We start from the raw sequence: 19,658 nt of genomic DNA, 5'->3' as shown, positions 1-19,658 counted from the left end.
AAAGAGCGCTGGTTAGAATCGTTCACTTGTTATTATGCCTGACTCACATCTTCCCCCAGAAGTTTCATCGGATGCGGCTGCCCCTGAAGGAACGCCACCGCAGGTAGCTGAGGAGGCGATGGCTCCATCTCAGGCGGGCAATGAAGGCGCGGTGGGTGATACTGCTTCGGTTGTGGGAGTGGAGGCTGGTCAAGCGGCGGTGAGCCCGCAGGCTGGGGAAGGATTGCCGGCGGTGCATTTGCGCAGTGCGGAGGAGGCTGAGGAGATCAGGCGCAAGACTTTGCGCAACGAGCGCCTGTCCGCTGTGATGATTGCGGTTTTGGTGCACGTCTTGATTGGACTTGGGTTGGCGTTGTGGGCGTTGGATGTTTTTGAAGCGCCGGAAGTGAAGATTCAGGCGCGGGTGGCTCCACCGACGGAGAACTCCTCCAACCGTCCGCAGGTGCAGCAGCCTTCGCAGCGGCGTCCGCCATCGGCTCCATCGGTGAGTGCGAAAATGATCACGTCGACGGCAGAGTCGGTCACGTATGTGCCGGATGTGGTTTTTGAGAGCCCGACTTTGGATATTGGAACCTCCGCGCAACTCGGGCTTGGCTTTGGCCAGACGGGGTTGGGTGATGGACTGGGCCAAGGTGGATTCGGTGGATTGGGCGGTGGTATGAAAGGCCGCTGCACCATGGAGGAGCGGATGAAGCGTCTGAACGAGGCGGGCGGCAACCGTGAATGTGAGGAAGCTGTGGTCAAATCGCTCGAATGGTTCAAGAAGGTCCAGAACTCCGATGGCTCATTCGGGAAGGCGCGCCCAGCGGCGATGACCGGATTGGTTCTGCTCTCTTATCTGGGGCATTGCGAGACTCCGCAGTCGAGCAAGTATGGGGAGACCGTTTCGAGTGCGACGGCGTATTTGGTCGAGCGGTCCCAGCGCGACAAGGGCTACTTGCGCTCGGAGAAGAAGACCGACGCCTGGGTCTACGAGCATGTGATTGCTCTTTATGCGCTGGGTGAGTGCCTCGCGTTTGTGAGGGAGCTGAACATGGAAATCCCTGGGCTGCAGGATGCGGTCGAACGAGGGACGGACATTTTGATCGCGGGCCAACACAGGAGCGGCGGCTGGGACTATCAGCTCAACCGATCCGGCGGACGCGGTGGTGATACCTCCATCACCGGATGGGCGCTGCAGGCGTTGAAAGCGGTGAAGACCGCAGGTTACGGTGAGGACTTCGGTGACAGCATCAAGCTTTCAAAGTCTGTGCGAAAAGGGTTGGGGTACATTGAGGACATGCAGATGAACGACGGCTATCTGAGCTACAAGAAGAAGGGGGATCGTCGTGGAAGTCGATGGTCGCTCAATGGTCTGGGATCGCTCAGCTTCCAGATTCATGGCAAGAAGGGACGTGTGGTGAGTCGCGGGATCGACGCCACCAAGAAGGTGCCGGTGAAGTACAACCAGAAGACCGCTCACCTCTACGGGTGGTACTACATTACCCAGTCGCGCTTCCTCAGTGGGGGCTCTGATTGGGAGCGCTGGAACCGAAAGTGGCGCGATGAGTTGTTGAAGAATCAACTGTCAGATGGACGCTGGAAGGTCGAAGGCGGAGGTAAGAAATTTTCGGTGACTGAATCACGAGCAGGGCGTGATGCCCAGATCTACCGCAACGCGCTTTGCACGCTGATGCTTGAGGTTTACTACCGCTTCCTGCCGGGCACTTCGGGAGAGTAGGCCGATCTCGGAGAGAGCGCTCGGACGATGGTGATGAGCGTGCCCTGAATGGTGTTAAATTGAGGTGCGTCGTGGTGTTGTTCTGCGGCTGGCGGGATCGCTTGCCCCCTTGCTTACGTCATCGGCTCGGCCGGATGAATCAAACCTTTGTGCCCGGGGGGGCGCTAGCCTGCGGCTCGCTGACCCCAGGCTGGTATGATACTCGCTTTCAGCGAGGAATTGAGGGCGCCGGGGCTTGAGTTAGTGCGATTCGAGTATGTCCTCTTTCTCCGTTTCGCTTTGTGTTCTTGTTTCGGCTGTTTGTTATTGTTGGTTGTGTCTTATCTGTTAGACTGCTCTGGTGAGTGTCCTGGCAAAGTGCGATTTCAGTGATGGTTGGGTGCAGGCGTATGACCGGATGCGGGATGAGGTGTTGGGGCACAGGGTGCGTGACGGTGGATGGTTCGATGCGGAATTGACCGCGGCGGACCTGCCGGAGATCGAGCTGCAGTCGCTGTGGTTCGGTGGGGCGTTCGGGCGGGACTTTCGCGACAGTCTGGGGCGTGAGGTGCGGGTGGTACAGTTCGGTGTTTGGAACCACGCGGCCGGCCCGGATTTTCTGCATGCCAGTGTGGATGTGGATGGTGAGCGTATGGTTGGAGCGATCGAACTGGACACGGACGTGCGTGACTGGGAGCACCACGGGCATGCCTCCAATCCGGCGTATGAAAACGTGGTGTTGCATTTGTTTTTCAATGCGCCGGACGAGGCGTGTTTTACGCGCACAGAGTCGCATCGGGATGTGGTGCAGGTGCGGTTGGATGCATCGGTGTTGGTGGAACCTGCGCCGATGGTGGATGCGCATCCCGGGCGGTGTTTGAAGCCGTTGGAGTTGATGGGCGCGGAGCGAGTGCGGTCGTTGTTGGTGGGGGCTGCGATGTCGCGGGCCAAGCGCAAGGCGCGGCGTTTTTTGAGGTGTGCGGACATTCATGGCCCGCGCGAGGCGTGGTTTCAGGCGATGGCGGAGTGTCTGGGGTATCGGCGCAACAAACTGCCGATGCGGGCGCTGGCTCAGACTTTGCCATTGCGCGAGTTGATGGTTCAGCCAGCCGAGGCAGCGGAGGCGTTGTTGTTCGGGACTGCTGGCTTTCTTGAGGCGCCGGATGATATGGCGCGGGATGACGAGACATCCGGTTATTTGCGGGCGCTGTGGCGGCATTGGTGGCGGGCGCGGCCAGTGCGCGACACGCGTTCGGTCGAGTTGCCGTGGGTGTTTGCCGGCCAGCGTCCGGTGAACCATCCGCACCGCCGGCTGGGTGCGTTGGCGGCGGTGGTCGCCGACTGGCACGTGCTGGAGAAAGTGGTGACCGGCGGGATGGACGGAGTCGACCGTCGGTTGTCCAAGTTTTGCGACCAGCTTGAGCACGGCTACTGGTCGCACCATTTCACGCTGACGTCCGCGCCGTCGGCGAAGCGGTTGGCCTTGATCGGGCGCGACCGCTGGCGGGATTTTCTGGTCAACTTCGTGTTGCCAGTGGCGATGAACGATCATCGCTCCGAGCAAGCGGCTGCGGTCTACTTGAAGCTGCCGGCCGGCGCGCTGGATGAAGCGTCGCGGATTGCGGCGCTGCGGTTGTTTGGTGCGTCGGAGTTAGGAGCCGAGGTGTTGAAGAACCATGCCTTCCGCCAGGGGCTGCTGGCGGTGTACGAGGACTTCTGCCTGCGTGACGACAGCGGCTGTGCCGGTTGTTCGTTCCCTGAGCAGTTGCGGCAGTGGGGGGAGTGATGGGGGCGGCTTCTGAACCATAGGTCTTATAGGGCCAATAGGACCTATATTGTGTAGTGATTCCGTTACAAAAAATATCCCTGCCCGGCGTTGTGGTGCCGGGCAGGGATTGATTGGTTCTTCAGTTAGTTGTGGGCGGCTTACCAGGTGAACTCAAACCCGACGATCGGGCCGTGCATGATGGTGTCGTTGGTGTAGCTTCCGTCGCTGTAATCGACTCCGAGTCCGCGGTAGCCGGCGATGACGGCTGCGGTGTCGTTGATCTCGTAACCGATGCCGAGCATGGCGTTCCAGAGGAAGTCGCTGCTGACGCCGAAGCCACCGATTTCCGCGTTGTAGCGGGTGTACCACGGGCCGTTGAAGTTCCACTTGCCGCGGACGCCGATGGTGGGATCCCAGAAGTCCTCGGTGCCGCTGCGTTCGACTTGCCCGCCACGGACGAAGCGGGCGGTGATGCCTAGTTCGTTGCGTGTGTAGCGTGCGCCGAGCATCACATCCATCATGTAGTTTTCTGTGGCTACCGCGGTGTAGCCGATGCGCGGCGTGACCAGGATTTGTTTGTAGTCGATGCGGCCGTTTTTAAAGATGAGCCCGCCGAGATCGAAGCCATCGGAGAGCTTGGCGTAGAAGAGATCGGTGGAGATGCTCCACTTTCCCTTGCCGAGGCTGACGACTCCGGCGGCAGCGAAATCGAGTTGGTCGAGGACGTCGCGGATCGACATGTCGACGTCGCCGGTTACTCCGCCGACGCCCATGGTGCCGGTGACCGCTGTGGTCCAGAGGTAAGGCGAGATGCCGAAGTGCCAATCGCTTGCGGGTTCTTCGATGATCGGAGCCTTGGGTTCGACAGGTGTGGTGCCGGCGGTTGCGAATCCGCAGCAGATCAAAGCGGCGGCCAATGTGAGGGTGGTGGTTTTCATGAGCGGATACGGTTGGCTTGAGGGGGGGCAGGTTCTTGATAACCAACGAGTGTCAATGTGGAAGTGGATGCACTTGTCCGTGGCGGTCAGAACCTCATTTCGAACTCGAGAGTAGGGCCATGGGTGACGGTATCGACGGCGAAGTCAGAATCCGAGAAGTCGATGCCGCGGGCGCGGTAGCCACCGATGATGCTGGACGTTGGTGATAGTTGGTAGCCGAAGCCGACGCCTGCTAGCCAAATGAAGTCGCTGTTCACTCCGAAACCTCCGACCTCTCCGAGGTAGCGGATGAAGAGTTTGTCATGGAGCGAGGACTGGCCGCTGACGGTGAGTGTGGGATCCCAAATGTTTTGCAGGGTTTCCTCGGTGACCTGACCGCCGCTGGTAAAGCGCCCGGTGAGGCCGAGGCGGAAGCGTGAGTAGCGCACGCCGGCTAGAAGGTCGAGCTGGTGGTCCGGGGTGGCCAGGATGGAGTATCCGATACGCGGGCTGATGATCCATTCCTTGAGGTCTTCGCGGACGCTTTTGAAGGGCCCGTGGCTATGAGGTAGGAGCTGGGTGTCGTTATTGAACCTGCCGTAGATGATATCGGACTGAATGATCCACGGACCTTTGCGGGCTTCTGCCAGAAGGTGGAGTGAGAGGTTGTGGGTGTCGAAGGTATCGGCGAACGATTGGCTGATCTCCTCTGAGCGCTCGAGGAAAAACAGATCTCCCGATGAGGCGGTAAGCCAAAGGTAGGGGACGGTGCGGAATTGCCACTGATCCGTCTTGGCTGTTGCAGCGATTGGATCGGTGCCGGCTGTGAGTGGGGCGACGGTGGCGGCCAAGGCGCAGAGGATGAGTCGGGCGGAGTGCATGGTCTGGAGAGTCGGGTTGATAGGGCGGATGGAACGGCGGGCTGATGACGTTACGCTGATGAAACGGTGTTAGGTTGCGCGGTTGGGACTCTTTGTGTCCCGCCGGTTGCGGTGGACGTATCGCTGGGTATGATGCGCGCCCGATGAACAACGCAGCGATTACTCCAGTTTCCGGTCAACGATGGGTCAGCAAGAACGAGCCGGAGCTTGGGCTTGGGTTGTTATTGCGTGTGGCGCGGGGCAAGGTGGAGATGTTGTTTCCGGCGGCGAACGAGCAGCGGGTGTACACGTGGGCGTCGGCGCCGTTGCAGCGGGTGGAGTTTGGTGCGGGCGACGTGATCAAATCGCACGAGGGCAAGGCTGGGGCTGTGGTGTCGGTTGAGGATCGCGACGGGTTGTTGGTCTACACTTTGGACAGCGGCGAGGAAGTCATAGAGACGGGGCTGGCGGACACCGTGAGTTTCAGCAAGCCTGACCGCAAATTGCTGAGTGGGATTGTTGATCATCCGCGGGCGTTTGACCTGCGTTTCAATGCGGGCAAGCGGTTTGCCGATCTGAAGCGTCGCCAACTCGTGGGCATGGTGGGGGCGCGGATTGATTTGATTCCGCATCAGTTTGCGGTCGCACTGGATGCTGCGTCGCGTTTGCATCCACGTTTGCTATTGGCCGACGAAGTGGGTCTCGGAAAGACGATCGAGGCGGGCTTGATTGTCCAGCGTTTGCATTTGACCGGGCGTGCCAACCGCGTGCTGATCGTGGTGCCTGAGCCGTTGATGAACCAGTGGTTTGTCGAGCTGCTGCGCCGTTTCAATTTGCTCTTCAGTTTGTTTGACGAAGAGCGCTGCCAATCGATCGAAGCCAACGATGCAGGAGTGAACCCATTCCTCGACAGCCAGTTGGTGATTTGCTCGCCAGAGCTACTGACCACCAAGCCCGAGCGCGCCGAGCAGGCGCTCGCGGCCGGTTGGGACATGCTGGTGGTGGACGAAGCGCACCACCTCGAGTGGTCGGTGGACGAGGTGAGCCCTGCTTACCAGGTGGTGGAATCCTTGGCCGCCGCAGTGCCTGGCTTACTGCTTTTGACCGCGACGCCGGAACAACTGGGGGGCACCGACGGGCATTTCGCGCGCCTGCGCTTGCTCGATCCCGAGCGCTATGACTCGCTTGAGCACTTTGGCGAGCAGTCGGCGCATTACCGGGAGGTGGCGGAATTTGTCGACCGGTTGTTGGCGGGTGAGGCGATCACGGCCGCCGACCGTCAGTTGGTTGAGGGCAAGTCGTCGCGTGCGAGTGACTTGTGCGACCGCGTGGAAGCAGGCGAGGCTGGCGCGAGCGATGCGTTGGTGGCGGAACTGCTCGACTCCTTTGGCACCGGGCGGGATATGTTCCGCAACACGCGTGCCGCGTTGGGTGGGTTCCCCGAGCGTCAGGCTCATTTGATTGATTTGGGTGACGTGGCGGATCCATTTTCGGCGACGATCGAATGGATGGTCCAGCGATTGGCCGAGGATCCGGAGCGCAAGCTGCTGGTGATTGGGAAAACGGTGTCACTCGCCGAACGGGTGATCGACGCTGTGGCTGCGCGGATCCAGGTCAAGAGTGCTGCGTTCCACGAGGAAATGACACTTCTCCAGCGTGACCGTGCGGCCGCTTGGTTTGCCGACGATGAGGGGGCTCAGTTGTTGTGCTGTTCGGAGATTGGCAGCGAAGGGCGCAACTTCCAGTTCGCACACGACCTTGTGCTGATCGATCTGCCGGAGAACCCTGAGCTACTCGAGCAGCGCATCGGGCGATTGGACCGCATCGGCCAGGACGATACGATTCATATTCACGTGCCATTTTCCAGCGGGAGCGAAGAGGAAGTGCTCGCCCACTGGTACCACGAGGGGATGGGGGCATTTGAGCACTGCGTGCACGGAGCGTCGGAGATTGCCGCCGAGGTGGCGCCGTTGCTGGACGAGGCATTGCAGTTTGGTACGCCGGAGTCGCTAAAGGCGCTGGTTGAGGCGACCGCGGCCGTCCGTGCCCGGGTGGGTGAAAAGTTGGAGTCCGGGCAGGACCGGTTGCTTGAGCTCAAGTCGCGTCCGGGGATTGCGGTGAATGCATTGCTCGACCAGGTGGCGGACATTGATAGTGACCTGCGGGTGGAAAAGATGGCGCTGCGGTTGTTCGAGCAGTTCGGGGTCGCGGTTGAGGAAGTGGGGACGCGTACCTACTCGCTCAAGCCGGATCACATCACGACCGATGCGTTGCCAGGCCTGCCTGAGGACGGTCTGACGATGACCTTCGAGCGTCGTCGTGCGCTGTCGCATGAGGACATGGCATTTGGTTCGGTCGACCACCCGTTGGTGCGTGGTGCGGTGGAACTGATGGCGAACGAGGGTGTTGGCGCCGCGGCCTTTGGTATGTGGGAAAATGCAGCGGGCGAGGGACTGTTCCTCGAAGCGGTGTGGGTGGTGGATTGTTCCGCTCCGGCGCATTTGGAGGTCGGGCGTTTCCTGCCGCCGACTCCGGTGAAGTTTGCGGTGGACCACACAGCGCGCGAGGTTTTGGATCGCGATGTGTTGGATGGCATCTCGCTGCGTGGCGGAGATCCGGCACCATTGTTGGCGATTGAGAAAGTGAAGACGCAGTTGATCCCGAACATGATCGAGCGCACGCGCGCTGCCGCCGAGGCAGAGTTGGCTGCGATCACCGCGACGGCGACCAGCGATGCCCGCACTGCTTATGAAGCCGAGTTGGCACGAATGCGCGACCTGGCGGAGATCAACCATTCGGTGCCGCAGTCCGAGGTCGATGCCTTGGCTGCCCGCGAGGAGGAAGTGGTCGATGCGATTGCCAACGCGACCGTGCGCCTCGATGCCGTGCGCTTGATCCGCCGCGTGACTCCGCGGGTGCGCACTCGCTAGGCTGGTAGCAGTTCAGCTACTCTCCCATAAGATCTATGAGTCCAATAGGTCTTATGGGGCGCGCTGATCTTTGTTTGTGCCACTGCTCATCTTGATCGATACTCCGGCTATGGCTGACAAGAAACCGAAGCGCCCGCATCCGAAAGACCGACCACCACAGGGATTGGAAGTGGTGTACGAGGATCGTGATGTGATCGTGGTGAACAAATCCGCGGGATTGCTCAGCATGACGACCGGACGCGATGCCGGGGTGACGGCTTATGCGTCGCTGGCGGAATGGGTGAAGCGGGGTAACCCGAAATCGCGCGAGCGGGTGTACTTGGTGCACCGCTTGGACCGCGATGTGTCTGGTGTGATGGTTTTCGCACGGAGCGAGGAGGTGAAAGCCGCGTTGCAGAAGCAATGGGATGATGCGGACAAGTCGTATCTCGCGTTTGTTGACGCCCAGGTTGATGAGTGGTCGGGTGTGATCGAATCCTATTTGGCGGAGAACTCAGCGCGTCGTGTGTATGTGACGCCGAACCCAGCGGAAGGGACGCTGGCGCGCACCAAGTGGCATGTGGTGAAGAAAGTGAACTCGGGGACGATGCTTGAGGTGAAGATGCTGACAGGTTTTCGCAACCAGATCCGCGTGCAGTTAGCGGATGCGGGGATGCCTGTGTTTGGCGACGGTAAATACGGAGTGGCTCCGAAATCTAGCAAGCGGATGGCGTTGCATGCGTGGAAGCTTGCGTTTGACCACCCGCACACCGGCAAACGGGTGCATTTCAAAGTGGATCCGCCGTCGAGTTTCCACAGCATGTCAGGCGGGATCATGGCCTAGCGGATTGGGAGCAATCCCGACTCGACAGAGGTGACGGAAATTCGGTAGGGTTTCCGGCACTATGAAAATGTCCGTATTATTGGCACTCGCTCTAGTTGTTGCGGTTAGCGGTGTGCAGGCGGGAACTATTTTTGGATCGGCCACTGCTCCTGATGAGCAAATTGTGTTAGGTCAGGCCTTGAGCGGTGCGGTGGGATCTGTCGACCGGACAACGACCAATCGTTACCGGAAAATGGGGCAGACGATCGAGAGCACGGCTCTTGATGGGGACGAGGTCAATATTTCAGCGCTCTATGTGCAGGTGCAGACCGGTAATGTGATCCCAGTGAGCGGCACCCATGTGGTTGAGTTGTGGGTGGGGGAATGGGATATCGTGAACAACACGGCCGGTGCGACCTTGGTGCAAGAGCAGTACGACGTCTCCGGACTGACGTTTGAGGATGGCTTTTTCTATGGCTTGAACTTCACCAATCCGTTCTCCCTCGATCAAAACAAAGACTATGCGTTCCAGTTGTGGTGGACCACGGATGATCCATCGCACGTGGTTCAGTTGGCGCGGGCCAATGGCCAGGGAGCGGGGATTGATGGTGGGTTTATCTACGACACATCGACAGCCACCGATTTTCCCTTTGATGCGGTGCCTGCGCCGAACCAGGATTTGGTTTTTTACGTGCAGTCGGTGCCCGAGCCGTCGAGTGCGGTGTTGATGGGGATGGGGGCATTGGCTTTGGTTATGAACCGCCGCCGTTAGGTGTGGGGGGAATTGCTCGACATATGAAGCGTTGGCGGAGTAGCCTCACCGGCATTATGAAGACGCTTGGGTGGTTTGGAGCTTTTTTGATTCTCGGGTGTTTGCACGCGCGTGCCGCATCGATCATCAGATCGGTTGATGAGCCTGCACTGCGGGTAGTGATCGGGCAACCATTGGCCGGAGCGGTGGCCACGGTGGATCGGACCCAGAGTAACCGATATCAAAGGGTTGGGCAGACAATTGAGAGTACGTCGATCGCCCAGGATTATCAAAATGTCAGTACGCTGTATTTGTTGGTTGAGAGTGGAACAGATGTTCCGGTGTCGGGAACCCATTTCCTCGATTTGTGGATCGGCGAGTGGGACAAGGATTTGAACACGGCTGGAGCAACTGTGAGGAGGGAGCAGTACGATGTCTCCGGGTTTACCTTCGAGGACAATTCGTACTATGGCTTTACGTTTTCCTCGCCGTTCACGCTCAATCAGGACACTGACTACGCGTTCCAGTTGTGGTGGACGACAGATGACCCGACTCATTCATTTCAAGTGGCGCGGGCGAATGGTCAGGGGAGTGGGATTGATGGTGGCTTTATCTCGGACACATCAAACGTGGGAGGGTTGCCATTCGATGCGACACCTGCCCGTAACCAGGATTTGGTTTTTTATGTGCAAGCCGCGGTGCCCGAGCCGTCGAGTGCGGTGTTGATGGGCTTGGCCGGTGGGGTGTTGCTGCTGCGTCGCCGCCGTTAGAGGGGATGGGTAATGGATTTGTTCTTTTTGGGTGGGCGCGGGATTGACTTTGAGAGCGGGGGCTTTTTAGATGCCGGAGTATGAAATTTTCCCCAATGCGATGCGTGCGTGCGCTGGTTGTTTCCGGCGCGGCGGTGGCCGGTGTGGCAATGATGGCGTCCTGCCAGTCGACAGCTACTAATGATGAAGCTTCTGCGATCTCGAAAGTGGACTATTACCACCTCAAAGATACGTCGACCCGCGTGCAGTCGCAGGACCGTATGGTAACCACCGAGGCCAAGAAGTATCTGCATGGCGCGGTGACCAATGAAGAATGCCGCGAGCGCCTCGGGCACTACTACACGGTGTACTGGAAGACTGAGGACAAGAGCGCGCCGGTGACGGTGAGCTTCGACTACCGCCAGGCCGGCAAGGACACCGATGTGCACACGCTGACCGAAGAGGTGGCGGCCCATAAGGGGAAAGGGGCGACCAAGTTCCAGGTCACTGGCAAGCCGTACCTTGAGAATGGTCGGGTTTTGATGTGGCGTGCGACCGTGAGTCAGAATGGCGAAGTGATCGGGACCGAGCGCTCGTTCCTTTGGAACTAAGCCAGAGGGATACAAATTGACATCCTGAGCGTATAATCAAAGGCAAGTGCGGATCGTTCTGTCGCTGCCATAGCTCACACCGATGAAAAACGTATCACCAATCCTTGTTGCTGAGTTGCCGCCGTACCTTTGGGTGCGGGTGGCTGGAAAGGGAACCTTCCAGAACGCGGCGGATCTAAAGCAGTTTGCGAGCCAGACGATAGAATCGGGGCGCACGCAATTTGTGATCGACCTTGGGGAGTGTCCGATGATGGATTCCACCTTCATGGGCACGCTGACTGGGATCGCGCTGAAGCTGCGTGAAAAGGGAGACGCCGCGAAGATGACGGTGGTCAATGCCAACGAGCGCAATGCCCAGTTGCTTGAGAACCTCGGGCTGACCATGATTTTCGATGTCGAGCGTGGTTGTGGCAAGTTCAGTGCCGAGATGGGACAGGTCGATGAATTGCTGGCAGCCACCGAGCGCCAGGAGTCGACGTCGTCCGACGTGCTCGAAGCGCATGAGACGCTGAGTGGAATCAGCGATGAGAACCGCGCCAAGTTTAAAGACGTGGTTGAGTTTTTGCGCGCTGAGAACGGCGGCGATGCTTGATTTTCAGTGAGCTGTGGCGGATGCGGTCATGCCCGTGTCCGGTGGTGAGGGGTTGCACGACGCGGAAATCGAGGGCATATGTTGCGGCAATTACATGCATGGTGGGTCAAGCGGACCCGCCCGGCAGATCAACGTAATCCACGATTTCCGATGAGTATCGACGACAAAGTAGAAGACAATGTGGCGGATGACGTCGCAAACGAGGAAGTAGAAGTGACAGATGCTGCGGCGGAAACCCAAGCGGCCGATGTGACCGAGGGTGCGGATGAGGACGTGGCCGATGAGCCAGCCCCCGAGCCGACACCTGAGGAAGAGGTCGCCCGCTGGCGCGACATCGCCACCCGCAGCGTGGCGGAGTTGGAGAACTTCCGCAAGCGCATGGCGCGTGAGAAGCAAGAGGCCATCCAGTACGCGAACACATCGCTGTTGGAGACATTGCTTCCGGTGCTGGATAACTTTGAGTTTGGATTGCAGGCTGCCAAAGCCGAGTCCGAGAACTCGCAGGTGTTTCTAGGCATGAGCATGGTCAAGAAGCAGATGGATGACTTCCTCACCAACCAAGGGGTTGAGGTGATCCAGGCGGAAGGGCAGGAGTTCGACCCGAACTGGCAGGATGCCGTGGGTCAGGAGGCCTCGGACGAGGTGCCTGAAGGCCATGTGATCAAAGTGGTGCGCCGCGGATTCAAGATGGGATCGCGCGTGCTGCGTGCTGCCAGCGTGGTGGTTTCCACCGGCGCCGCCAAAGAGGAGGAAGCGGACGCCTAATTTGCTGGTCCGTCCGACGAATCAAATCATGCACGGGAGCGAGAGCCTCCCGGATCTGGGTGCGTGGATAGCCAGCGCTCAAACCAGGACGTAACTGATGATGACTCAAGATCGCGATTACTACGACGTGCTTGGGGTTTCCAAGGAAGCTACCAAGGCTGAAATCAAAAAAGCTTACCGCAAGATGGCGGTGAAGTATCATCCGGACAAGAACCCGGACGATCCCGAAGCGGAGGAGCGGTTCAAGGAACTGGGCCACGCCTATGAGGTGCTCAGTGACGAGAACAAGCGTGCCGCGTACGATCGTTATGGTCACGCCGCGTTTGAATCCGGTGGAATGGGTGGAGCTGCCCGCGGTGGCGGTGGGTTCCATGATCCATTCGATATCTTTAGCCAGGTCTTCGGAGGTGGCGGAGGTGGCGGGATCTTCGAAGAGATGTTTGGCGGTGGAGGCGGCGGTGGCCGTCGTGACCCATCCGGACGCTCGGCTGGGTCCGATCTTCGCTATGATTTGGAGATCACGCTCGAAGAAGCGGCGACCGGCTGCGAGAAAGAGCTCGAGATTGAAAAGTACGTTGGCTGTGACAGCTGCGGCTCGAAAGGGAGCTCCGACAGCAGCGGGATGTCCACCTGTTCGACCTGTAATGGTCACGGACGCGTGGTGGCCAGCCGTGGATTCTTCCAGGTTCAGCAAACCTGCCCGACCTGTCATGGCGCGGGTGGCGTGATCAAGAACCCATGCTCGAAGTGCGACGGCGATGGCCGCGTGCAGAAGACCTCGCGTATGAAGATCAACATTCCGGAAGGTGTCGACACTGGCGTGCGCATCCGCTCCGGCGGCAAGGGCGACGCGGGAATGCGCGGCGGCCCTGCCGGCGACCTCTATGTGGTGATCCACGTGAAGGACAACGATGTGTTCGAGCGAGAGGGAGACAACTTGTACTGCAACGTGCCGGTGAGCTTCCCGAAAGCGGCGCTCGGTGGCGAAATCAAAGTGCCGACCCTGCAGGGCGTGGCGAGTATCAAAGTGCCAGCCGGAACCCAGAGCGGAACGACCTTCCGTCTGCGCTCCAAGGGGATGCCGGTGCTCAGCAGCGGCGGACGTCGCGGCGACCTTTTGGTGAATGTGGACGTCGAAGTCCCAACCAAGCTCAATTCCAAGCAGAAGGAGTTGCTCGAGCAGCTCGGTGAAACCATGGGTGAGGAGAACTCGCCAATGCACGAGAGCTTCTTCGAGAAAGCCAAGCGCTTCTTCACTGCTGACTAATAGATCACGAAACCAACACCACCGATGGCCACACCGCGATTCTTTATTCCGCCCGCACAATGGAACCCTGAAGCGCCGGTGATGCCGCCGGACGAAGCCCGCCACTGCGCGCTGGTGCTTCGTTTGGCAGCCGGCTCATCGGTGGTTTTGTTTAACGGGGAAGGCGAAGAGCAATCCGCAACGATCACCGAGGTAACCAAGCGTGACGTGGTGCTCGAGCCGGGGCCGGTGACCCGTACCGTGCCTCTGGCGTGCCGCGTCGCGCTCGGCCAGGCATTGCCGAAAGGGAAGAACATGGAGCTCATCGTGCAAAAGGGCACGGAGCTCGGTGTGTCCGCGGTGTATCCGATCATTTCTGACCGCGCCGTGGTGCGTGTCGATGCGCGCGATCTCGACAAGAAGCGCGACAAGTGGCAGCGCGTCGCGATCGAGGCGTGCAAGCAGAGTGGGCAGAACATCCTGCCAAAAGTCGCCACTCCGGCCTCGATGGAGGAAACGCTGGCCGCAGCTGCGAAAGAGTTTGATTTGATCATCATTGCGTCGCTCCAGCCGGGGGCTCAGCCATTGAAGCCATTGCTGGCCGACTACCTCGAAATGCACTCCGGCGCGATGCCGAAGAGTGTGCTCGTGTTGATCGGGCCGGAGGGTGACTTCACCCCGGCTGAGGTGAACAACGCGATCGCTGCCGGTGCCCGACCAATGACGCTCGGGCCGATCATCCTCCGAACTGAAACCGCAGCGCTCTACTCGCTCAGTGTCCTCGGGCATGAGTTGTTTTGAGCCGGTTTTAGTTGGTTAGAGTTTTAGAGGGGCGGTTCCGCGAAGGTGGAACCTCCCTTGTTTGTTGAGTCGGTGGGGTTATGCCGCCCCTACGAGGCTCGTGCGTGAGGAATGCGGAATCCCATGGCGTTGCCATGGGCTGCGTTGGCGTGCGCCTTCGGCGCGTGGGTTGATGGAGAATAAGGAGCCGCCGACGGAGCGCCGGAGATGGAGCACCGGAGGTGCGTCCTAACGTAGCCCACGGCGCAGCTGTGGGTGGGGCGGATGAAGGATGACGAGCCCTGCAAGGGCGGCATAATTTTTTTGGGGGGTAAGTGGTCGCTGCGCTCCGAGGAGGAGTCGACGGGGACGTCGAGCCTCCATGGCGCGTCGGAGTGTCGTGCTGGCACGGAGGATTGCTGCTATAGGCGCCGGAGATGGAGCACCGGAGGTGCGTCCTAACGTAGCCCACGGCGCAGCCGTGGGTGGGGCGGAGGGGGGATGATGAGCCCTGCAAGGGCGGCATAATTTTTTGGGGGGAAGTGGTCGCTGCGCTCCGGGGAGGAGTCGACGGGGACGTCGAGCCTCCATGGGGCGTCGGAGTGTCGTGCTGGCACGAAGGGCGCCGACTGAGGCTGTAGTGTGAGGCTCTGCTGATTGGAGCGCCGAAGGTGCGCTCTAACGTAGCCCACGGCGCAGCCGTGGGTGGGGCGGATGAAGGATGACGAGCCCTGCAAGGGCGGCATAATTTTTTTGGGGGAAGTGGTCGCTGCGCTCCGAGGAGGAGTCGACGGGGACGTCGAGCCTCCGTTGGGGCGTGTGGAGGTGGATCTTTCAGCCTGAGGTCGGCGTGGAATTGGCCGCGAGACGATGGCGTGCGGGTGGGGTTGATCGGGTGCGGGATTGGATGTAGTTTCCGCACCATTTGACCCATTGCCTACCGGCCTATGCCTAAAGTCTTTATCAAAACCTACGGATGCCAGATGAACGAGCGCGACTCCGAGCAAGTCGGCCATATGTTCACTGAGCGTGGCTATACCCTGACCCGCGACGAGAAAGATGCCGATGTGATCCTCGTCAACACGTGCAGCGTGCGCGACCAGGCCGAGCAGAAGGCGTTGGGTAAGATGGGCTTGATGGGGCGCTATCGTCAGCGCAACCCGGATATTGTCTATGGCTTCATGGGCTGCATGGCGCAGAGCCGCGGGGATGAGTTGATCAAAACCGTGCCGCACCTCGACTTGGTGGTGGGAACGCAGAAGTACCACCGCGTGGTCGACCACGTGGAGCAGATCGTTCGCGCCCGCGAGGAACGCGAGATGGACGATTTGCGCATCTCCATCACCGACGTGGAGGAGGAAAGCGATTCGCAGAACACAATCCGCGACCACCAGGTCACCGAAGGGCAGGGATCTGCTTTTGTGTCTATCATGCAGGGCTGCAACATGAAGTGTGCGTTCTGCATCGTGCCTTATACCCGCGGACCTGAGCGCGGACGACCAATTGCCGACATCGTCGAGGAAGTGAAGCGCCTGCGCGACAAGGGCGTGAAGGAAGTGACGCTGCTGGGTCAGATCGTGAACCTTTACGGGCGTACCGAGTTCCCGAAAGTCGATGGCAAGAGTCCGTTCGTGCAGTTGCTCGAAGCGGTGCACGCGGTCGATGGGATCGAGCGCATCCGTTTCACCTCGCCGCACCCGATTGGCTACCGCGACGACCTGGTGGCTGCATTTACCTACCTGCCGAAGCTCGCGAGCCACATCCACTTCCCGATGCAGAGTGGTAGCGACCGCATCCTCAAGGCGATGCGTCGTCCGTACAAGAACGAGAAGTTCATTGAGATCTGCGAAAAGATGAAGGCGGCGCGTCCGGATCTGGCGATCACCACCGACGTCATCGTGGGCTTCCCAGGCGAGACCGAAGAAGATTACCAGGCGACAAAGGAGACGATCCGCCGCCTCGATTTCGACAACGCCTTCGTTTTCCGCTACTCCAAGCGCCGCGGCACACCGGCTGCGGAGATGGAGGATCAGGTGTCGGAGCGTGTCAAAGAAGAGCGCAACCAGGACCTGCTCAAGTTGGTCGGCGAGCTCGCCCAGCGCAAGCTGGCGGAACTGGTCGGAACCGAGCAGGTGGTGCTTTGCGAAGGGCCGAGCCGAAACAACAAAGAGCGACTGTCCGGACGCACGTCGCAGAACAAAATTGTCATTTTCGACGGTGATCCGGCGAAGCTTACCGGTCAGGTCTTTCCTGTGAAGATCGAAGAAACGGTAGGATTCACGCTTTACGGCAGCGTCGTTTAGTCCATCGTGGTCAGCGCACGTGCGATCGTGCGCTGACCGATTTTCATTTCCCTACGCGACCTCCAGTTCCGCTCACCCCCATGGTTTACGAATCCCTTTACTCCTCGCCGACCGGTCTCAAGACGGTAGGCTTTGTCGTTGCCGCGTACCTGCTGGTGGCGCACTCGCTCGGACTGGCCAAGCCGGAGGCTGCAAAGAACGCACTCAAGAGCTTCCCGCGCAGCCGCAACATGGGGATTGGCTTGTTGGTTGTGGCGGCGGTTTGGTGTTACGGGCTGTTCGCCGGATTGAACCTGGGGATCGTCGAGATTCCGGTGATGTCGCTGGGTGAGTTCAATGGGATGCGAGGCATGCTGACCTGGGCGGTGCCGATCGGCGCCGTGTTGGTGGGCGTGTATGCGACCGAGTTTTTGAGTGTTCGGGCACTGGGGTGCTTGGTGCTGCTTGCCGCGGCCGTGGTGCTCGACGCCGCATTCCAGAAAGAACCGACGAGCCGTCTGTTGCTGGTCGTGTTGGCGTATGCTGGGATTTTCAAGGCGCTGTTCTGGATCGGTAAGCCATATCTCTTCCGCGATTCGGTGAAGTGGGTGACCGCCGACGACAAGCGCTGGAAACTGGCAATGGGTGCCGGCTTGGGCTACGGCGTCTTGGTGCTCGTCGCCTCGCTGCTCTGGTATTAACGGAGTAGCGGGTAGCAAGCAGCGAGTAGGTCGGGAGGGTGTGCGCGCTGCGCGCGGGGGATGTGCATGCCTGATCTCTGAGAGGGCCTGTTGGGGGCGAGGTGACGTGAGGTCAACGCATAGAGTCCCTCCCTACTTCCTACTAGCTGCTCGCTACTCAGAACGATTTGGCTTTCATTTAAACGCTGATCGGTTTATTTCCATCGTTCGTTATGCGTCGTTCGATGATTCGATTGATTGCCACACCGGTGGCGGCACTGGCATTGGTTGCCGGACTGAGCTGTTGTTCGTCGTTCATGAGCCGTGGGCCTGAAAATGCCGGCGGTGAAGTTGCGGCGCCCGGGCCATTTGTCGGTTCGCGGTTCGCCTATAACTGTTTGTACAACCGTCCCAACAAGGACGAGCCGAACTTGCCGCAGAAGATTATTTCGCCGGTGATTTTGGTAGCGGATGGCGGAGCCAGTGGGTTGGTGGATGTGGTGATGCTACCCTTTGACTGGAATGGGGGCACGGTGCCGGAAGGGCGCAAGAAGTCGAAGCGCAAGCGCACCACCGAGGAAGCCGCCCGCGAGCGGGTCGATGGACTGAATCGGTGACGAATCGCGGTGAGCTTGGCTTCGTTTCTTCTGGTTGCATGCGCGGATCTTCGGCGCATGGTATTCATCCCATGAGCAAGCCCAAGACCGCCATCACACCGACCCGCTCCGAAGACTTTCCAGAGTGGTACCAGCAAGTCGTCAAGGCCTCCGATATGGCCGAAAACTCGGAGGTGCGCGGGTGCATGGTAATCAAGCCGTGGGGCTACGGCGTGTGGGAGTTGATCCAGCGTCAGTTGGACCGGAAGTTCAAAGAGACCGGTCACCAGAACGCGTACTTTCCACTGCTGATCCCACTTTCCTACCTTGAGAAGGAAGCCGAGCACGCCGAAGGCTTCGCCACCGAGTGCGCGGTGGTTACCCACCACCGACTTGAAGCGGTAAAGCAGGAAGACGGAACCACCAAGATGGTGCCGTCCGGTGAACTCACCGAGCCATTTGTTATCCGTCCGACCTCCGAGACCGTGATCGGCTCGGCATTCGCACGCTGGACACAGAGCTACCGCGACCTGCCATTGTTGATCAACCAGTGGGCCAATGTGATGCGTTGGGAGATGCGTCCGCGTTTGTTCCTTCGTACGGCTGAGTTCCTCTGGCAGGAAGGGCACACCGCCCACGAAACCAAGGACGAGGCGATTGAAGAAACCCGTCTGATCCACGGCGTGTACGAGGCATTCCTGCGCGACTACTTGGCGATCCCTGTGATTGCTGGTGAGAAGTCTGAGATCGAGCGCTTCCCGGGTGCCGACATGACACTCACCGTCGAGGCGATGGTGCAGGACAAGAAGGCGATCCAGGCCGGAACGTCGCACTTCCTTGGTCAGAATTTCTCCAAAGCGCAGGACATCACATTTGTCGGCCGCGATGGCAACCAGCAGCACGCGTGGACCACGTCGTGGGGTGTTTCCACCCGCTTGATCGGAACGCTCATCATGGCGCATTCCGATGACGATGGCTTGGTGTTGCCTCCACGAGTGGCGACGAACCAGATCGTGATCGTGCCGGTGACGCCGAAAGAAGACACACGCGACGCTGTGATCGACGCATGCCATGCACTGGCCAAGACGCTGCGAGGCAAGACCTGGGAAGGTGAGCCAATCCGCGTCCACGTCGACGACCGCGACCTCGGTGGCGGCGTGAAGAAGTGGGAGTGGGTGAAGAAGGGTGTGCCGCTTCGCGTTGAAATCGGACCGCGTGACCTCGAGTCGCGCAAGGTTTGCCTGCAGAAGCGTACCGACGCCGCGAACCAGAAGGCATTTGTCGAGAAGGAAGAGTTCCTTCAGGAAGTGGGCAACCACTTGTCGGAGGTGCAGCTGGGCTTGCTTGATCGTGCGATCAAGTTCCGCGACGAGAACCTGCAGGAAGTGGACACTCTCGACCAGCTCGAGAAGAACTTCTCTGAAAAGGGCGCCGCCAACTGGTGTCTCGCACCGTGGGCGGGGACGAATGAGGAAGAGGAAGCGCTTTCCAAGAAGCATCGTATCTCGATCCGCTGCTTCCCTGTGGGTGAGCTTGGCGAAGGTCCGGAAAAGCCATGCATTGTCACAGGCAAGCCGACCACCCGCCGTGCCGTCTGGGCACGGAGCTACTAGAAGTTTGCTAGTGTTTT

Annotated in this window: 17 protein-coding genes; 15 read left to right on the top strand and 2 right to left on the bottom strand. The window is 59.6% G+C overall.

Annotated elements, in window-relative coordinates; translation table 11 throughout:
* Window positions 1-34: 34 nt before the first annotated feature.
* Window positions 35-1,720: a prenyltransferase/squalene oxidase repeat-containing protein gene (locus G3M56_RS00465; RefSeq protein ID WP_164364799.1), complete on the top strand. Its 1,686-nt coding sequence runs from the start codon at window positions 35-37 to the stop codon at window positions 1,718-1,720.
* A 340-nt stretch (window positions 1,721-2,060) separates the two neighbouring features.
* On the top strand, window positions 2,061-3,485 hold the full coding sequence (locus tag G3M56_RS00460) for a DUF2851 family protein (protein ID WP_164364801.1): 1,425 nt from the start codon (window positions 2,061-2,063) through the stop codon (window positions 3,483-3,485).
* Between the two features lie 140 nt (window positions 3,486-3,625).
* Here G3M56_RS00460 and G3M56_RS00455 read toward each other — a convergent pair whose 3' ends face one another.
* Window positions 3,626-4,405 (bottom strand): porin family protein, encoded by a 780-nt coding sequence (locus G3M56_RS00455; RefSeq protein WP_164364803.1) that lies wholly within the window; start codon window positions 4,403-4,405, stop codon window positions 3,626-3,628.
* 86 nt (window positions 4,406-4,491) lie between these two features.
* The gene (locus tag G3M56_RS00450) at window positions 4,492-5,265 is read right to left on the bottom strand and encodes a hypothetical protein (RefSeq protein ID WP_164364805.1); all 774 of its coding nucleotides are present in this window, start codon (window positions 5,263-5,265) and stop codon (window positions 4,492-4,494) included.
* A gap of 143 nt (window positions 5,266-5,408) precedes the next feature.
* On the opposite strand from G3M56_RS00450, the gene G3M56_RS00445 reads away from it, so the two are divergent.
* From G3M56_RS00445 to proS, 13 genes are all read left to right on the top strand, one after another.
* Window positions 5,409-8,174 carry an SNF2-related protein gene (locus tag G3M56_RS00445; RefSeq protein ID WP_164364808.1) on the top strand — a complete coding sequence of 922 codons (2,766 nt, stop codon included), beginning with the start codon at window positions 5,409-5,411 and terminating at the stop codon, window positions 8,172-8,174.
* Window positions 8,175-8,283: 109 nt separating this feature from the next.
* Entirely contained in the window at window positions 8,284-8,997 is a 714-nt protein-coding gene (locus tag G3M56_RS00440; protein WP_164364810.1) for an RluA family pseudouridine synthase, read from the top strand.
* Between the two features lie 61 nt (window positions 8,998-9,058).
* Window positions 9,059-9,748, top strand: a complete 690-nt coding sequence (locus G3M56_RS00435; RefSeq protein WP_235203499.1) for a PEP-CTERM sorting domain-containing protein — start codon at window positions 9,059-9,061, stop codon at window positions 9,746-9,748.
* A gap of 56 nt (window positions 9,749-9,804) precedes the next feature.
* Window positions 9,805-10,497, top strand: a complete 693-nt coding sequence (locus tag G3M56_RS00430) for a PEP-CTERM sorting domain-containing protein (protein WP_164364815.1) — start codon at window positions 9,805-9,807, stop codon at window positions 10,495-10,497.
* Window positions 10,498-10,577: 80 nt separating this feature from the next.
* Window positions 10,578-11,087, top strand: coding sequence for a hypothetical protein (locus tag G3M56_RS00425; RefSeq protein ID WP_164364817.1), 510 nt, complete (start codon window positions 10,578-10,580; stop codon window positions 11,085-11,087).
* An 82-nt stretch (window positions 11,088-11,169) separates the two neighbouring features.
* Window positions 11,170-11,679 carry an STAS domain-containing protein gene (locus G3M56_RS00420; RefSeq protein ID WP_164364819.1) on the top strand — a complete coding sequence of 170 codons (510 nt, stop codon included), beginning with the start codon at window positions 11,170-11,172 and terminating at the stop codon, window positions 11,677-11,679.
* 150 nt (window positions 11,680-11,829) lie between these two features.
* Complete coding sequence (locus G3M56_RS00415; protein WP_164364821.1) at window positions 11,830-12,444, top strand: nucleotide exchange factor GrpE; 615 nt, start codon at window positions 11,830-11,832, stop codon at window positions 12,442-12,444.
* A 100-nt stretch (window positions 12,445-12,544) separates the two neighbouring features.
* Window positions 12,545-13,711: a molecular chaperone DnaJ gene (gene dnaJ, locus G3M56_RS00410; protein WP_164364929.1), complete on the top strand. Its 1,167-nt coding sequence runs from the start codon at window positions 12,545-12,547 to the stop codon at window positions 13,709-13,711.
* Between the two features lie 24 nt (window positions 13,712-13,735).
* Window positions 13,736-14,491, top strand: coding sequence for a 16S rRNA (uracil(1498)-N(3))-methyltransferase (locus tag G3M56_RS00405; RefSeq protein ID WP_164364823.1), 756 nt, complete (start codon window positions 13,736-13,738; stop codon window positions 14,489-14,491).
* Window positions 14,492-15,417: 926 nt separating this feature from the next.
* Window positions 15,418-16,773, top strand: coding sequence for a tRNA (N6-isopentenyl adenosine(37)-C2)-methylthiotransferase MiaB (gene miaB / locus G3M56_RS00400; RefSeq protein WP_164364825.1), 1,356 nt, complete (start codon window positions 15,418-15,420; stop codon window positions 16,771-16,773).
* Window positions 16,774-16,853: 80 nt separating this feature from the next.
* Window positions 16,854-17,453: a hypothetical protein gene (locus G3M56_RS00395; protein ID WP_164364827.1), complete on the top strand. Its 600-nt coding sequence runs from the start codon at window positions 16,854-16,856 to the stop codon at window positions 17,451-17,453.
* A 224-nt stretch (window positions 17,454-17,677) separates the two neighbouring features.
* Complete coding sequence (locus tag G3M56_RS00390) at window positions 17,678-18,049, top strand: hypothetical protein (RefSeq protein ID WP_164364829.1); 372 nt, start codon at window positions 17,678-17,680, stop codon at window positions 18,047-18,049.
* 71 nt (window positions 18,050-18,120) lie between these two features.
* A complete protein-coding gene (gene proS / locus G3M56_RS00385) occupies window positions 18,121-19,641 on the top strand; it encodes a proline--tRNA ligase (RefSeq protein WP_164364832.1) in 1,521 nt (506 codons plus the stop codon).
* Window positions 19,642-19,658: the final 17 nt, after the last annotated feature.

The organism is Sulfuriroseicoccus oceanibius (assembly GCF_010681825.2).
Classification (GTDB): Bacteria; Verrucomicrobiota; Verrucomicrobiia; order Verrucomicrobiales; family SLCJ01; genus Sulfuriroseicoccus; species Sulfuriroseicoccus oceanibius.
The sequence above is the reverse complement of the archived record's forward strand: the minus strand, read 5'-3'. Positions and strand labels throughout refer to the sequence as shown.

What these genes read in the sequence shown, in the direction of transcription:
- G3M56_RS00450 (WP_164364805.1), bottom strand. Translation starts at nt 5,265, where the DNA reads ATGCACTCCGCCCGACTCATCCTCTGCGCCTTGGCCGCCACCGTCGCC.
- G3M56_RS00390 (WP_164364829.1), top strand. Translation starts at nt 17,678, where the DNA reads ATGATTCGATTGATTGCCACACCGGTGGCGGCACTGGCATTGGTTGCC.
- G3M56_RS00415 (WP_164364821.1), top strand. Translation starts at nt 11,830, where the DNA reads ATGAGTATCGACGACAAAGTAGAAGACAATGTGGCGGATGACGTCGCA.
- miaB (WP_164364825.1), top strand. Translation starts at nt 15,418, where the DNA reads ATGCCTAAAGTCTTTATCAAAACCTACGGATGCCAGATGAACGAGCGC.
- G3M56_RS00420 (WP_164364819.1), top strand. Translation starts at nt 11,170, where the DNA reads ATGAAAAACGTATCACCAATCCTTGTTGCTGAGTTGCCGCCGTACCTT.
- G3M56_RS00455 (WP_164364803.1), bottom strand. Translation starts at nt 4,405, where the DNA reads ATGAAAACCACCACCCTCACATTGGCCGCCGCTTTGATCTGCTGCGGA.
- G3M56_RS00435 (WP_235203499.1), top strand. Translation starts at nt 9,059, where the DNA reads ATGAAAATGTCCGTATTATTGGCACTCGCTCTAGTTGTTGCGGTTAGC.
- dnaJ (WP_164364929.1), top strand. Translation starts at nt 12,545, where the DNA reads ATGACTCAAGATCGCGATTACTACGACGTGCTTGGGGTTTCCAAGGAA.
- proS (WP_164364832.1), top strand. Translation starts at nt 18,121, where the DNA reads ATGAGCAAGCCCAAGACCGCCATCACACCGACCCGCTCCGAAGACTTT.
- G3M56_RS00405 (WP_164364823.1), top strand. Translation starts at nt 13,736, where the DNA reads ATGGCCACACCGCGATTCTTTATTCCGCCCGCACAATGGAACCCTGAA.
- G3M56_RS00445 (WP_164364808.1), top strand. Translation starts at nt 5,409, where the DNA reads ATGAACAACGCAGCGATTACTCCAGTTTCCGGTCAACGATGGGTCAGC.
- G3M56_RS00465 (WP_164364799.1), top strand. Translation starts at nt 35, where the DNA reads ATGCCTGACTCACATCTTCCCCCAGAAGTTTCATCGGATGCGGCTGCC.
- G3M56_RS00425 (WP_164364817.1), top strand. Translation starts at nt 10,578, where the DNA reads ATGAAATTTTCCCCAATGCGATGCGTGCGTGCGCTGGTTGTTTCCGGC.
- G3M56_RS00430 (WP_164364815.1), top strand. Translation starts at nt 9,805, where the DNA reads ATGAAGACGCTTGGGTGGTTTGGAGCTTTTTTGATTCTCGGGTGTTTG.
- G3M56_RS00395 (WP_164364827.1), top strand. Translation starts at nt 16,854, where the DNA reads ATGGTTTACGAATCCCTTTACTCCTCGCCGACCGGTCTCAAGACGGTA.
- G3M56_RS00440 (WP_164364810.1), top strand. Translation starts at nt 8,284, where the DNA reads ATGGCTGACAAGAAACCGAAGCGCCCGCATCCGAAAGACCGACCACCA.